7 protein-coding genes are annotated in these 15,440 nt (G+C 66.6%); 3 read left to right on the forward strand and 4 right to left on the reverse strand.

Translation table 11 applies throughout. The annotated features are described in order from the left end of the window. Positions 1-20: 20 nt before the first annotated feature. Positions 21-3,935, forward strand: a complete 3,915-nt coding sequence (locus CHB86_RS03995; RefSeq protein WP_089231449.1) for an Ig-like domain-containing protein — start codon at positions 21-23, stop codon at positions 3,933-3,935. A gap of 227 nt (positions 3,936-4,162) precedes the next feature. On the opposite strand, the gene CHB86_RS24855 is transcribed toward CHB86_RS03995, so the two are convergent. The 4 genes from CHB86_RS24855 to gabT form a co-directional block, all read right to left on the reverse strand. Next, positions 4,163-8,797 carry a 5'-nucleotidase C-terminal domain-containing protein gene (locus tag CHB86_RS24855; RefSeq protein WP_217898255.1) on the reverse strand — a complete coding sequence of 1,545 codons (4,635 nt, stop codon included), beginning with the start codon at positions 8,795-8,797 and terminating at the stop codon, positions 4,163-4,165. 254 nt (positions 8,798-9,051) lie between these two features. Next, positions 9,052-10,530 (reverse strand): NAD-dependent succinate-semialdehyde dehydrogenase, encoded by a 1,479-nt coding sequence (locus tag CHB86_RS04005; protein WP_089231451.1) that lies wholly within the window; start codon positions 10,528-10,530, stop codon positions 9,052-9,054. A gap of 45 nt (positions 10,531-10,575) precedes the next feature. Then, entirely contained in the window at positions 10,576-11,904 is a 1,329-nt protein-coding gene (locus CHB86_RS04010) for an aspartate aminotransferase family protein (RefSeq protein ID WP_089231453.1), read from the reverse strand. Positions 11,905-12,022: 118 nt separating this feature from the next. Next, positions 12,023-13,414 (reverse strand): 4-aminobutyrate--2-oxoglutarate transaminase, encoded by a 1,392-nt coding sequence (gene gabT / locus CHB86_RS04015; protein WP_089231455.1) that lies wholly within the window; start codon positions 13,412-13,414, stop codon positions 12,023-12,025. Positions 13,415-13,642: 228 nt separating this feature from the next. Between gabT and CHB86_RS04020 the strand changes: the two genes are divergently transcribed. Both CHB86_RS04020 and CHB86_RS04025 read left to right on the forward strand, forming a co-directional pair. Further along, a complete protein-coding gene (locus tag CHB86_RS04020) occupies positions 13,643-14,212 on the forward strand; it encodes a cupin domain-containing protein (RefSeq protein WP_089231456.1) in 570 nt (189 codons plus the stop codon). Positions 14,213-14,374: 162 nt separating this feature from the next. Continuing rightward, positions 14,375-15,337, forward strand: coding sequence for a TAXI family TRAP transporter solute-binding subunit (locus tag CHB86_RS04025; RefSeq protein WP_089231458.1), 963 nt, complete (start codon positions 14,375-14,377; stop codon positions 15,335-15,337). The last annotated feature ends 103 nt before the right edge of the window (positions 15,338-15,440 follow it).

Below are 15,440 nucleotides of genomic sequence, written 5' to 3' on the forward strand. Positions count from 1 at the left end.
ACCTTTTTGGAGCTTCCCAGATGGCCCGTATTATCATTGATCTCGACATTCTGGCCCCCGGCGTTCAGTCGGTCGCCGAGCTTGAAGTCGGCGACACCTTTGAAGTGCAGATCCTGCTCGAGGCCGACGCAAACGAGCAATACGACGGCGCCGAGTTCCACATCGGCTACGATCCTTCGGTTCTGTCGGCGACGAGTGTCGTGAGCGAGGCCAGTGCCGAGCTTCCGATCGCCCTCATCCCGGCGTCTTTCGACAACACCTCGGGAGAGATCGATTTTTCCCGGGGCACTTTTTCGGCTGCGCCAAGTGGTGACCTCGTTCTGGCGACCTTTACTTTCGAAGTGGTCGGCGAGGGATCGACAGATCTTGCCTTCAGTGACTCCTTTCCATTCTCCGACGTGACATTCGGAGGCGTCTCCATCCTCGACGGCACGGATGGGGCCAGCGTGTCTGTAGGGGGCGAAAACACCCCGCCGGTGGCCAGCGACGACACGGCGAGCACGTCCGAGGACACGGCGGTGACGGTGTCGGTGCTCGACAACGACGGCGACGCGGATGGCGATGCGGTGGTGGTGACCGGGGCGTCGGATCCGGCGAACGGCTCGGTCGAGGTCAACTCGGACGGCACGATCACCTACACGCCGGACGCCGAGTTCAACGGCACCGACAGCTTCACCTACGACGTCTCGGACGGCAACGGCGGCACCGACACCGCCAAGGTCGAGGTGACTGTGAACGCGGTGGACGACGCGCCGGTCGCGTCCGACGACACCGGTTTCTCGACGCCGTTCAACACGGCGCTGACGATCAACGCGGCGGACCTCCTCGTCAATGACGACGACGGCGATCCGGAGCTGACCCAGGCGCTCGGCGTGACCGGTGTCGGGTCGGCCTCGGGCGGCACGGTGGGGCTCGACAACGGCGTCATCACCTTCACACCGACGCCCAGCAGCACCGGGGCAGCGAGCTTCGAATACACGATGACCGACGGGTCGGGCCAGAGCGCAACGGCGACGGTCTCGGTCAGCGTCGGCGCGAACACCCCGCCGGTGGCCAGCGACGACACGGCGAGCACGTCCGAGGACACGGCGGTGACGGTGTCGGTGCTCGACAACGACGGCGACGCGGACGGCGATGCGGTGGTGGTGACCGGGGCGTCGGATCCGGCAAACGGGTCGGTCGAGGTCAACTCGGACGGCACGATCACCTACACGCCGGACGCCGAGTTCAACGGCACCGACAGCTTCACCTACGACGTCTCGGACGGCAACGGCGGCACCGACACCGCCACGGTCGAGGTGACGGTGAACGGCACGGCGCGCATGGTTCTGGACACCGACACCTCGGCCGCCGGCGTGCAATCGGTCGCGGACCTGGCCGTGGGGGACGGCTTCGAGGTGCTGGTGCTGCTCGAGACCGGGGCGGGCCAGCAATACGACGCCGCCGAATTCCACCTCGACTTCGACCCCAGCGTTCTCGCTGCGACCGGCATCACGGTGCTGAGCGGCGCCGAGCTGCCGCTGGAGCTGGTTCCGGACGCCTTCGACAACACCGCCGGCACGGTCGACTTCGTGCGCGGCACGGTGTCGAACTTCCCGTCCGGCTCGCTCGCGCTGGCGACGATCAGCTTCGACGTGGTGGGCGCAGGCTCGACGGACCTCGCCTTCAGCGACGCCTTCCCGCGCGAGACCGGCGTGACCTTCGCCGGGTCCAGCATCCTCGAGGGCACGGAGGGCGCGACCGTCAACGCGACCGCGCAGAACACCCCGCCAGTGGCCAGCGACGACACGGCGAGCACGTCGGAGGACACGGCGGTGACGGTGTCGGTGCTCGACAACGACGGCGACGCGGATGGCGATGCGGTTGTGGTGACGAAGATCGCCGGTGTCGATGCGATCGTCGACGCGGCCATCTTGCTTTCCAGCGGCGCGACGGCGACGCTCCGGTCCGACGGCACGATCAGCTACGATCCCAATGGGGCGTTCGATGGCTTGAATGCCGGGCAGACCGGGGCGGACAGCTTCAGTTACGTCATCGCGGATGCGCAAGGCGCCGAGGCGAGCGCTCAGGTCGACGTCAGCATCAACGGCAAGGATGAGACGCCCGGCGGTGACGGCATCGGGCTGTGGCTGTTCGAGGACGGGTCGCCCGGGAAGGACGAGACAGCGCAGGACAACACGGCGCTGTTCCGCAACGGGGCCTTCGTGTCCGGCGGCGCGGCGCAGTTCGACGGGGCGAACGACTATGTCGAGATCCCCGACCTGCCGCTCTACGACCTCGAGGAGGGCAGCATCGCGATCACCCTGACCGTCGCCGACCTGAACGGCCTGTCCGGCCTCTTCTCTCGGGACAGCTCGGGCTACGACGGCGGCGGCCATGTGAGCGCCTGGGTCGACAGCGGCGGCGCGGTGCTGGTGCGCCACCAGACGACGTCGACCTCCTATACGGTCGAGACGGCCGCCGGCGTGGTCTCGGAGGGCGAGCAGATCTCGCTGGTCTACCGGTTCAGCGACGCGGGCGGCATGGAGCTGCTCCAGGACGACGGCCTCGGCAACCTGACGCTCCTCGCGCAGAACGCCAGTGCCGACGTGAGCCTCGCCGGCAACGACGAGCCCTGGGTCGTCGGCGCGGCGCAATCCCGTTCCGGAGACGGCATCGCCGACAGGATCGAGGACTTCCTCGAAGGCTCCATCGACCGCTTCGAGATCTATACCGGGGCGCCGCCCTCGGTCGATCCGAACCTTCCGCCGACCGCGGCGCCCGACAGCGCCACGACGCAGGAGGACACCGCGCTCACGAACATCGCCGTGCTGGGCAACGATGGCGACGCCGACGGCGACCTGCCGCTCGTCCTGGCCGGTGTGGTGCAGCCGGCGAACGGCACGGTGACGCAGAATGCGGACGGGACGCTGAACTACACGCCCGACGCCGATTTCTTCGGCACCGACGTGGTGCTCTACACGGTCCGCGATGCCCGCGGCGCGACCTCGCAGGGCGTTCTGACCATCGAGGTCAGCCCGGTCGACGATCCGGCCATCGCCAACGATGACAGCGGTGCGACGCTGGTGAACACGCCCGTCGCGATCTCGGTCCTGGCGAACGATGTCGATGTCGACGGCCCCGCGCCGAGCATCGCAAGCTTCGACGCGACCTCCGCCAACGGCGGGACGATCACCAGCGCCGGCGGGGTGCTGACCTACACCCCCGCGGCGGGGTTCGAGGGGGCGGACAGCTTCGGCTACACCCTCGCAGGCGGCGACAGCGCGGTGGTGACGGTCAACGTGTCGGACGTGCCGCAGCCGGAACCCGGCATCGGGCTGTGGCTGTTCGAGGACGGGTCGCCCGGGAAGGACGAGACAGTGCAGGACAACACGGCGCTGTTCCGCAACGGGGCCTTCGTGTCCGGCGGCGCGGCGCAGTTCGACGGGGCGAACGACTATGTCGAGATCCCCGACCTGCCGCTCTACGACCTCGAGGAGGGCAGCATCGCGATCACCCTGACCGTCGCCGACCTGAACGGCCTGTCCGGTCTCTTCTCGCGGGACAGCTCGGGCTACGACGGCGGCGGCCATGTGAGCGCCTGGGTCGACAGCGGCGGCGCTGTGCTGGTGCGCCACCAGACGACGTCGACCTCCTATACGGTCGAGACGGCCGCCGGCGTGGTCTCGGAGGGCGAGCAGATCTCGCTGGTCTACCGCTTCAGCGACGCGGGCGGCATGGAGCTGCTCCAGGACGACGGCCTCGGCAACCTGACGCTCCTCGCCCAGAACGCCGGCGCCGACGTGAGCCTCGCCGGCAACGACGAGCCCTGGGTCGTCGGCGCGGCGCAATCCCGCTCCGGAGACGGCGTCGCCGACAGGATCGAGGACTTCCTCGAAGGCTCCATCGACCGCTTCGAGATCTATACCGGGGCGGACGATTTCATCTTCGTCTGACCTGTCCAGGGATATGCCGGGCCAGCCTTTCGCAGGCTGGCCCGCGTTCCATTCCACGTCGGATCGCACGCCGGGCAGGGTGTCAGCGGGCAAACCAGGCAAGGTGGCAGGGAGCATGACGCCACGGCTGCCGCTGTTTCCGGTGCCGCGCCCTGCGGCGGGCCGGGATAGGAAAGGCCCCGCCGGCGTGAAGCCGGCGGGGCCGGATCGTTCCGCTATCCGTCCTGTCAGGCGATCAGGAAAGTGTCGGACATGAGGAAGTCGTCGATGGCGGCATCGAGGTCGGCGCCGGTCTGGTAAGCGAGGTTGACGATGCGAGTGTCGAGGTCCGGCCCGGTGTCGGCCACGTCGTAGGCGGTGTCCGCAGTGGCGTGGGTGTCGAGCAGGTATTCGGCGAAGGCATCCTGTTCGGTGCCGTCGTAAGCGAAGGTCGCATCGCCGCTCAGAACCTCGTCGTCCAGCCCGTCTCCATCCGTATCGGCGAGCGCGAGCTCGATCCAATCGGTGGGGAAGGGGTAGCCGTCGCCGCCGGTGGCGAGGAACCCGAGGGTGACCACGCCGTATTCCGCATCCGCATTGACTACGACCCCGTCATTGACGAGCACCGCGCGGACATTGCCGCTCTCGTCGACGAAGGCTGCATCCTCGATCCGGGCGCCGGAGGGCGCGTCGGGGTCGAAGCTGAGCTGCAGGCCGGCGAGTTGCGGGAAGCGGCCGTTGACGTCCGGCAGCGCGGCCAGGCCGTGTTCCAGAACCGTCACGATCTCCGTCGCGGTCAGCGAGCCGACCACCAGGTCGTTGTTGAAGGACAGCGAGGTCTGGATGTCGTTCTGGCTGATGCCGCCGGCGGGCTTGGCGACGTTGCCGTCGCCGTCCAGGATCTCCTCGTTCGGCAGACGTTCGAACTCGGTGCCGCCCGCGGGGACCACGGTCTGGCCGATGGAGGCGCGAATGCCGCCGCCGTTCTTGAGCGAGAGCCAGACATCGACGCTGTCCTGCATCTCGTTTGCATAGGCGAGGTTCGCATCCGCCGTGAGATCGCCGAGATTGGTCTCCTGCGTCCGCACCCCGTCGGGATCGTCCGAGGCGAAGGTGCCCGAGCGATTGCCGTTCAGGAAGACGTTGGAGATGCCGAAGACGTTGCTTTCCGTCGCGAGGATCTGATCCTGGATCGCGTCCGCGATGGCCTGGACCTCGGGGTCGACGAGGTCTTCGGCGTTCAGATCGGCCACACCCTGCGCGTCGGTCGCATAGGCGCCCGAGATCTCCGGGTCGTAGGTCTCCGGGATGATGTTGCCATCGGCATCGAAGTCGACGACCAGCCGGCCGACATATTTGTAGCTGCCGTCGGTGTTGACCACCGCGGTGGTTGTGCCGCCGGCGTTCTCGATGAAGATCGGATATTCGCCCTGCGCGCTGTCGCCGTCGCGCAGTCGGTCGGTTTCGTCGAGGAGGCGGGTGTTCGACCCGCCGGCGACGATCACGTCCACGTCCGTCAGGCGCGCGGCGAGTTCCTGCTTGATCGAAAGCTGCTGCATGTGGGCGAGCAGGATGACCTTGTTCATCTCCGGGTTCGCATCGAGCAGGGCGTCGACCTCGGCCTGGATCTCGGAGGCCAGGGCATCCAGTTCGGCGGCGGTCGGGATGGTGTCGGCCCAGAAGGGAGCGATGCCGACGTCACCGGGCGAGGAGATGCGGGCGAGCGTGGGCGTCGTCGCGCCGACGATGCCGAAGAGCTCTCCGCCTTCCTCGATCACCGTCGAGGAGGTGACGGCGTTGGCGACCGGAGACAGCCCTCCCGCGACCATCAACGACGCCATGTTGGCGTCGGTCGAGAAGTCGAGATTGGCCGAAAGGTAAGGGAAGGCGGCACCGGTGAAGTCCATCCCTTCCAGGCTGGAGCCCACCAGCGCGGAAAAATCGCCCGCGGCATCGCCCGAGATCAGCCCGGCGAGCTGTGCCGTGCCGAAATCGAACTCGTGGTTGCCGAATGCGATGGCCTGCACGCCCAGCTCGTTCTGGATCTGCATGTCCGCGATGCCGGCAGTGCCGAAGACCGCCGCCGAGGCCTGGTAGAAGAGGCCCGGGATGAAGGCGTCGCCCGAGGACAGTGTCAGGGTGCCGTCGGCGCCCACGTCCTCGCCCCGCAGGGCGTTGAGAACAGCCGACAGGCGCGGCGCATCCTCGACGGCCGCAGCGCCGGCTTCCTGGTCGGCGAAATGCAGCAGGCTGAGGGTGAAGTCCGGCGTCGGGTTGGTGACGCCGACTTCGGCCAGCTCGCTCTCGTAGGTGCCGTCGGAGACGCGGTAGGTGAAGTTCAGCTCGCTCACAGGCTTGGTCGCCTTGACGAGGATCGTGCCGTCGTCCTGCAGCTTGACGATGCCGACCTTCTTGCCGTCTTCCTCGATGAAGAAGGTCGGTTTCTTTCCGATGTCCTGACCGTTGATCTCGGAGATGAAGAGCGCCTTGCCGGTCGGGGCATAATCGTTGGCGAGCAGGTCGAAGGCGTGGAACTTGTGGAAGTTCTCGGCCACAACGCGAAGCGTGTCATCTTCGGCCACCGGGGCGAAGTTGATCCGGGCCACGATCGGGTCATGGTCGGAGGCGCGCGTGTCGGTGGCGGCGAACTCGGCGTTGACGTGGACGTTGTCCACCTCGGTCACCTTCGCCAGCCCGTTGTCGACCATGATGTGGTCGAGCGACTGGCTGTTGCCCTCGAAAATATAGCTGTAGCGCTCGTCCTCGGGCAGGAAGTTCGTCAGGTTGGTCAGTCCGGCGTCGGCGATGATCTCGGTCGGCGAAACGAACTCGAACTCGTTGAAATCGCCGAGCACGACCACCTGCGCCTCATCGCCGAGGCTTTCGATGTAATCGGCAATGAACTGTGCCTGCTGCTTGCGCTGGTCGACGGAGCCGTTGATCGCGGGGTCTTCCTGCGCGTCGGCGGTGTCGAAGGGCTGGGTCGTCCCCATGATCGGCGCGGAGCCGCTCTTGGAGGAGAGGTGCACGTTGATGACCGTGAGGACCGGGCCATCCGTTGCGCCACCGCCGATGAACTGGAACTCCGCCACAAGCGGGATCCGCCCTTCGAAGAACGAGTACTCGTCGCCATCCCCGTCGACCAGCGTGCGCACGGACCCCTCGACGAGGCTGACGCGAGTCGTGTCGTAGAGGAAGGCGTTGCGGATGTCGCCGCCCGGCTGGCCACCGACCGGTCGGATGGTGTCGCCGTTGCCGTCGATATAGGTCGTCGGCACGTCGGGGGTGTCGATGAAGGCATATTGCGGGCCGCCGGCAGCGGCGATTGCGTCGATCAGCGCCTGGAGCGTGCCGTCGGCAGAGGAGATGTCGCTGATGATCGAGCCATCGGAGTTCTGGATCTCCTGCAGGCCGATGATGTCCGGGCTGCCGAGGTTCTCCACGATCTGCGCCGCGATGGCATCGAAGCGCCCGTCGGCCACGTCGGTGTCGCCGTCGGCATCGTTCGGGTCGAGGTTGAGCACGTTGTAGGTGGCGATGGTCAGACCGCTGTCGGTTCGGGTCAGGCTGGTGGTCTCGCCCGTCAGACCGCCAGAGACGATCTGTGAGGTGAAGTCCACGGTCGGGATCAGCTCGTAATTGCCGAAGGCGAAGCTGAGAACGCCAGTCACGTCACCGAGCCGGTCGCCGACATTCACCTCCGGGAAGTCGAAGTTGAAGATGCCGGAATCCTCGTCGATCTGGATCCGCTCGGGGTTGAAGTCGCCTTCCGAGATGTTCAGCGTGCCGCGTTCGGACAGGATCGGGTAACTGCCGGTGGCGGTCGGCACGACGCCGTAGATCTCGCCGAAGTAGCTGGTGCCGGAGGTCGCGACGAGGTCCTGCGCGGTGATCAGCATGCCCTCGAGGCTCTCGAAGAAGGCGAGAGCGTCGGCGATGGAGGTCGCGGGAACGACCCGGCCGTCGGTGCCGCCGAGCAGCACCGCCTCGGGAAGCGCGACGCCGGTGGCAAGCACGGAGATTTCCTGCACGTCGACCAGTTCGGTCGTCGGCTGGTTGCCGCTGCTGGCCCCGCCGGGCACGTATTCGGTGACGCTGGCCACGATCTCGATCTCGTCGCCGACGCTGAGGCCGTGGGAGAAATCAAAGACGTAGATCGCGTCCGAGGTGGCATCGTCGCCGTCGCCGACCGCGGATTGCAGGTAGTAGCCGTTGGCGGACACGGCGGTGACGATGCCGGTGGTGCGCACAACCTCGCCATCGTAGTCCGAAGTCAGGCCGGAGCCCTGGATCTCGGAGATGGTCAGCTCCGTCGCCTCGATCTCTTCCTCGCCCGTGGCGCCGCTGTTGCGCGGGGCGTCGCTCGACGGATCGATGTTGAAATCGGCAAAGCGGAAGTCGGCGGCCGTGCTGCCCTCGCCGTCGACGAGGCGTATGAAGCCCGCTGGCAGGAAGGAGCCATCCGGCCCGATGACCGGCGCGCCGAAGAAGAAGCTGTCGCTCGCCCCACCATCCGTCACGGCGACTGCGTCGACAACAACTTCACCGCCGGTGACGCTGCCGCCCGCGAGAGAGGAGGTCTGGACAAGCGCGATGGTGTAGCTGGAATTCTCGATGGCGTTCTGTGCGATCTCGTAGTCCGGGGTGACGCCGTAGGCGCCGGCAACGAGGTTGTTGCCAAGCAGGAAGAAGCCGGTGTCCCCGATCACGGCCGAGGCATCGAGGTCCAGGCGGAAGTCGATGGTGCCGTTGGAGCTGCCGGCGTCGCTTTCGACGACGATCAGGCTGAGGCCCTCCAGGCTCTCGCCCGGCGTTCCGAATATCTCGATAAACTCGGCATCCGCTCCGGTCGTGCTGCCCACAACCCTGTTCAACTTAACCATTTTTGTTTTGCCCCCACAGCAATACCTCACGACCATCGCGGGCGGAAAATGTGCGGGGGACAATCCTCAGGGAAGGTAACGCCCGGATGTCGGTGATCTGACAGTTTTGGGAAACCGGGGCTCGCCACTTGTGGGGCGTGCCAGCAGTTGGATCCCATCGCGTCTGACTGGAGAAGGCGGTTGGCAGGGCGCCATAGGTCGCGTGGCAGGGCGGCGCGGGGCGCCGCCCTGCCAGGTTGTCGTTCACAAGGGCGTCAGACCGAGGTGCAGATGTATTTCATCTCGAGGAATTCCTCGGTCCCGTGGTGGCTGCCCTCGCGGCCGAGACCGGATTGCTTCACCCCGCCGAAGGGGGCGACCTCGGTCGAGATCAGGCCGGTGTTGACGCCCACCATCCCGTATTCCAGCGCCTCGGACACCTTGGTCACGCGGCTCAGGTCGCGGGCGTAGAAATATGCGGCGAGGCCGAAGATCGTGTCGTTCGCCAGCTCGATCACCTCTTCGACCGTCTCGAAGCGGAAGAGCGGGGCGAGGGGGCCGAAGGTCTCTTCCTGGGCAAAAGCCATGTCCTTGCTTGCCCCGGTGACGATGGTCGGCTGGAAGAAGGTCCCGCCAAGCGCGTGACGGGCGCCGCCGGTGATGACCTTGCCGCCCTTCGACACCGCGTCGGCGATATGCTCCTCGACCTTCTCGACCGCGGCCTCGTTGATCAGCGGGCCGAGTTGGGAGCCTTCGGCGAGCCCGTCTCCCACCTGCATCTTCTCCACCGCAGCGGCGAGTTTCTCGGCAAAGGCGTCATAGACGCCGGCCTGCACGTAGAGCCGGTTGGCGCAGACGCAGGTCTGGCCGTTGTTGCGGTATTTCGAGATCATCGCCCCCTCGACGGCGGCATCGAGGTCGGCGTCGTCGAAGACGATGAAGGGCGCGTTGCCGCCGAGCTCCATCGAGCATTTCATCACCTGGTCGGCGGCCTGCTTGAGCAGGATGCGCCCGACCTCCGTGGAACCGGTGAAGGTGAGCTTGCGGACCTTCGGGTTCTCGCAGAACTCCTTGCCGATGTCGGAGGAGCGGGACGAGGGGATCACCGAGAAGACGCCCGCGGGGATGCCGGCGCGGTCCGCCAGCACGCCGAGCGCGAGGGCCGAGAGCGGCGTTTCGGCCGCGGGGCGGGAGACAAAGGCGCAGCCGGCGGCGAGCGCCGGCCCGGCCTTGCGGGTGATCATCGCGTTGGGGAAGTTCCAGGGCGTGATGGAGGCGGCCACGCCGATCGGCTGGCGGATCACGGTGATCCGTTTGTCGCGCTGGTGGCCGGGGATGGTCTCGCCGTAGATCCGCTTGGCCTCTTCGGCAAACCATTCGACGAAGGATGCGCCATAGAGGATCTCGCCGCGGGCCTCGGCATGGGGCTTGCCCTGTTCCACGGTCAAAATCGTGGCGAGGTCGTCGGCGTGTTCGACCATCAGGTCGTACCAGCGGCGCAGTACGGCGGCGCGTTCCTTGCCTGTCCAGCTCGCCCAGTCCTTCTGCGCGGAATATGCGGCATCGATCGCGCGAGCGGTCTCCGCGCGGGTCAGGTCGGCCACGCGGGCGATGACGTTCCCGTTGACGGGGTTGGTCACCTCGAAGGTGGCGCCGTTGTCGGCGTCGGCCCAGTTGCCGGCGAGATAGGCCTTCGTCGCGAGCAGCTCGGGATCCTTAAGCAGGCCCTTCAGTTCGGTCGGTGTGTCGAGCATGGGAACTCCCTTGGTGTCAGTGCGTTGCTTGGGCCGGCCGCCGTGTCAGGCCGCCGCGAGCGCCTTCGAGATAGCGCCGTCCAGCTTGTCGACCAGCTCGTCGAGCTGGGTGTCCTCGATAATGAAGGGAGGAGCGAGCAGCACGTGGTCGCCTTGCCGGCCGTCGATGGTGCCCGACATCGGATAGCAGATCAGCCCGGCCTCGAAGGCCGCTTTCTTGATCTTGCCGGCCAGGCCCTTCGAGGGATCGAACGGCGCCTTGGTTTCGCGGTCCTCGACAAGTTCGATGCCGCGGAACAACCCGCGCCCGCGCAGGTCGCCCACATGGGCATGCTGTCCGAACCGGTCGGCCAGCCTGGCGGCCAGCGCCTCGCCCTGCGTCTTCACCCGCGGCAGCAGGTCCCGGCCAAGGATCGCGCCCACCACGGCCCGCCCGGCGGCTGCGGCCGCGGGATGGCCCATGTAGGTGTGTCCGTGCTGGAAAAAGCCCGAACCGTTGATCAGCGCGTCGTAGATCTCGGAGGAGCAGAGCATCGCGCCGATCGGCTGGTAGCCGGCGCCGAGGCCCTTGGCGATGCAGGCGATGTCAGGCGCGACGCCGTCCTGTTCGCATGCAAAGAGCGTGCCGGTGCGGCCCATGCCGCACATCACCTCATCGAGGATCAGCAGCACGCCGTAGCGGTCGCAGATCTCGCGGATGCGCTTGAAATAGCCCGGGGCAGGGGTGAGGGCGCCGGCGGTCGCACCGACCACGGGCTCTGCCATGAAGGCCATGACCGTTTCGGGGCCGACCCGCAGGAGTTCGGCTTCCAACGCGTCGGCGGCGCGGCGGCCGTATTCCTCGGCGCTCTCGCCGGGCTGGCGCAGGCGGTATTCGTAGCACGGGTCGATATGGCTCATGTCGAGCAGCAGCGGCCCGAACTGCGCCCGGCGCCACTCGTTGCCCCCTGCGCTCAGCGCGCCGATGGTGTTGCCGTGGTAGCTTTGCTTGCGGGCGATAACGCGGCCGCGCTGCGGCTCGCCCTTTTCGACCCAGTACTGCCGTGCGAGCTTGATCGCGGCTTCTGTGGCCTCGGAGCCGCCGGACACCAGGTAGACCCGGTCCAGCCCGGCCGGCGCATTCGCGATCAGGATGTCGGCCAGATCCTCGGCCGGTTTCGAGGTGAAGAAGCCGGTGTGGGCAAAAGCGAGCTGGTCGAGCTGGCCCTTGACCGCCTCGATGACCTCCCGGTCGCCATGCCCGAGGCAGGAGACCGCCGCGCCGCCCGAGGCGTCGAGATACTGCTTGCCGGTCTCGTCGATCAGGTAACAGCCCTGTCCGGAGACGGCCATCGGCGGGAGCTGGCGGGTGTGGCGGGGAAAAATGTGGGACATGGGTCACCTTCCTGGCTGGGCCTGACTGCGGTCTGCGCAATCGTGCAACCAAGTCTAGCACCCGTTGCGCGGCCCGGGAAATCCGGCGCGGGACGGTCCCGCGCCGGTCCTGATCGAGTTACTCGGCCGCGATGGCCGCCGCAAGCGCGGCTTCGAAGATCGCCATGCCTTCGTCGATGATCGCGTCGGAGGCGGTCAGCGGCACCATGATTCGAATCGCGTTGCCGTCCATGCCGCAGGACAGCAGGATCAGGCCCCGCTCCAGGGCGCCGGAGACCACCGCCTTGGTCAGCGCCGCATCGGGCGTGGCATTGTCGAAATCGGTCACGAACTCCACTGCCAGCATCGCGCCGAGGCCGCGGATGTCCCACATCCGGTAGGGGGCGACGCGGGCGCCCATGTCCGCGAATCGGGCACGCAGGGTCTCGCCAAGGGCGGTGGAGCGGGCAAGCAGCCCCTCGGTCTCGATCGCCTCGATGGCCGCGAGCGCGGCGGCGCAGGCGACCGGGTTGCCGCCGTAGGTGCCGCCCAGCCCCCCGGGCTCGAGCGCATCCATCACTTCGGCGCGGCCGACGACGCCGGCCAGCGGGTAGCCGCCGGCGAGGCTCTTGGCGACCGTCATCAGGTCCGGCGCGACGCCGGAATGCTCGACGGCAAACCAGGTGCCGGTGCGGCCGAAGCCCGCCTGAATCTCGTCGGAAATCAGCAGGATGCCGTGCCGGTCGCAGATCGCGCGCAGCGCCTGCCACAGCTCGGCCGGAACCGGGTGATAGCCGCCTTCGCCGAGGACCGGCTCGAGGATGATCGCGGCCACGCGGTCGGGCTGTGCATCGGTCTTGAACAGCATCTCGAGCGCACGGATCGAATCCTCCACCGTGATCTGCTCGCGCACGCTCGGAAAGGGCACGCGGAAGATGTCGGCGGGGAAGGGGCCGACGTCCTTCTTGTAGGGCGAGACCTTGCCGGTCAGTCCGAGCGTCAGAAGGGTGCGGCCGTGGTAGCCCGCGGTGAAGGCGATGACGCCGGGGCGGCCGGTGGCTGCGCGGGCGATCTTGACCGCGTTCTCAACGGCTTCCGCTCCGGTCGTGACCAGCAGCGTCTTCTTGGCGAAGTCGCCGGGGGCGAGCGCGTTCAGCTTCTCCGACAGCGCGACATAGGATTCGTAGGGAACGACCTGGAAGGAGGTGTGGGTGAACCGGTCCTCCTGCGCCTTGGCGGCGGCGACGACTTTCGGGTGACGGTGGCCGGTGTTCAGCACCGCGATGCCGCCGGCGAAGTCGATGTAGCGCCTGCCTTCCACATCCCAAAGCTCGGCATTCTCGGCGCGGTCCGCGAACACCGGCGCAGCCGAGGCGACACCGCGCGCGACAGCCGCCTGGCGTCGCTTCAGCAGGTCGGCATTCGAAGCGCCGCCGTCAACGGTTTGCGTTTTGGCGGCGCTCGCCCGGGGCGCCTTGCCCGTCGGTTTGGCGGCAGCCTTTTTCTTTCCCTTCACCGTCGTGGCGGTCATCGGTCGCCCTCCTCTTGAGGTCATGAATGATAAATATTCTTATTGTGCGCTTATTTTTATTGTCAATCTGAATCCGGGCCGCTGTGAGCCCGTCTGGTCGCGCTCTATCCATCAATCTCTTAAAGCTTATTTATGCCAATGGCTTATGGATCTTCTCTAGAATTCCCTTGACCGGCGGCGCCTTCTGCCGCTTAATTTTTCGAACGCACGATGAGTGAGGTGGGCTAGGTGGACGTTGGCGGCAGATTGAAGGAGGTGCGCGAGCAGCGCGGTCTTTCGCAGCGCGAACTGGCCGCCCGTGCCGGGCTGACCAACGGCGCGATTTCCTTGATGGAGCAGAACAAGTCCAGCCCGTCGGTGGCGTCGCTCAAGCGGTTGCTGGATGCCGTGCCGATGACGCTGTCGGAGTTCTTCCAGGAGGTCGAATCCTCGCCCACGCCGAAGCACTTCTACACGCGGGACGATTTCGTCGAGCTTTCGCCACAGGACGTCGGACTCGGGGCCGCGGCAGCGCGGGTGTCGTTGCGGCAACTTGGGGATGCATCGCGGCACGCGCTGCAACTTCTGCACGAAACCTACCCGCCCGGCTCGGACACCGGGCCGGAGTTCCTGACCCATGACGGCGAAGAGGCGGGAATCGTGGTCGAGGGGCTGATCGAGGTGACGGTCGGCGATGAAGTTCGTGTTCTAAACCCCGGTGATGGCTACCTTTTCGACAGCCGGTTGCCCCACCGGTTCCGAAATGCCTTCTCGGCGCCGTGCATCGTCATAAGCGCTTGCACGCCGCCGAGTTTCTGACGATTGGTCGCCCGTTCCGTGTGCGGAACGCGGCGTGAAGATGTCGCAGATGCGATACCTGTTGCCACACAAGATCAACCTGTTAGCGTTGGTTGGTGAACAGGACTCGCGTTAAACATTGAGAGTCCGTCGCATGAGACGGTCACAATCAGGGAGAAAGAAATGACCTCATTTCGCACCATTGCGGTCGCTGCTGGGATTGCGGTCGCCGCAACGGGCGCTGCGGCGCAGGAGCGTTTCATCACGATCGGCACCGGCGGACAGACCGGCGTGTACTTCGTGGTGGGGCAGTCGATCTGCCGCCTCGTGAACCGCGGCACCGCCGAGCACAATCTGAAGTGCACCGCGCCGTCCACCGGCGGTTCGATTGCCAACATCAACGCCATCTCGGCCGGCGACATGGACATGGGCGTGGCCCAGTCCGACTGGCAGTACCATGCCTACAACGGCAGCTCGGAATTCGAGGGCAAGCAGGTCGACAAGCTGCGGGCCGTGTTCTCGGTCCATGGCGAGCCCTTCACCGTGGTTGCTCGTGCCGACAGCGGCGCGGCCACCTTCGACGACCTCTTCGGCAAGCGGGTCAACGTCGGCAACCCCGGCTCCGGCCAGCGCGCCACCATGGATGTCGTGCTGAACGCCATGGGCAAGTCTTCCTCTGACTTCGCCCTCGCCTCCGAGCTCAAGCCGGCCGAACAATCGGCGGCCCTCGGCGACAACAAGGTCGACGCGATCATCTACACCGTCGGCCACCCGAACGGCTCCATCCAGGAAGCCACCTCGACGGTGGATGCGGTGATCCTGCCGGTGACGGGCGAGGCGATCGACAAGCTGGTCGCCGACAACCCCTACTACGCCAAGGCCACCATTCCCGGCGGCATGTACAAGGGCACCGACAACGACGTGGACACCTTCGGCGTCAAGGCGACCTTCGTGACCTCCGCCGATGTGCCGGATGACGTTGTCTATACCGTCGTGAAGGCCGTGTTCGACAACTTCGACCGGTTCAAGGGCCTCCATCCGGCCTTTGCGAACCTGCAGGAAGCCGACATGATCGCCGACGGCCTCAGCGCCCCGCTGCATCCGGGCGCTGAGCAATACTATCGCGAGCGCGGCTGGATCCAGTAACGCGCCGGAAGTAACGCGATCCGGGCGGCCCTGCCATACGGGCAGGGCCGCTTCGGGCCGCACAACCCAACATCGGCCTGCATGAGGCGACCAATCGCGCCGG

Source organism: Tropicimonas sediminicola, from assembly GCF_900188335.1.
Classification (GTDB): domain Bacteria; phylum Pseudomonadota; class Alphaproteobacteria; order Rhodobacterales; family Rhodobacteraceae; genus Tropicimonas; species Tropicimonas sediminicola.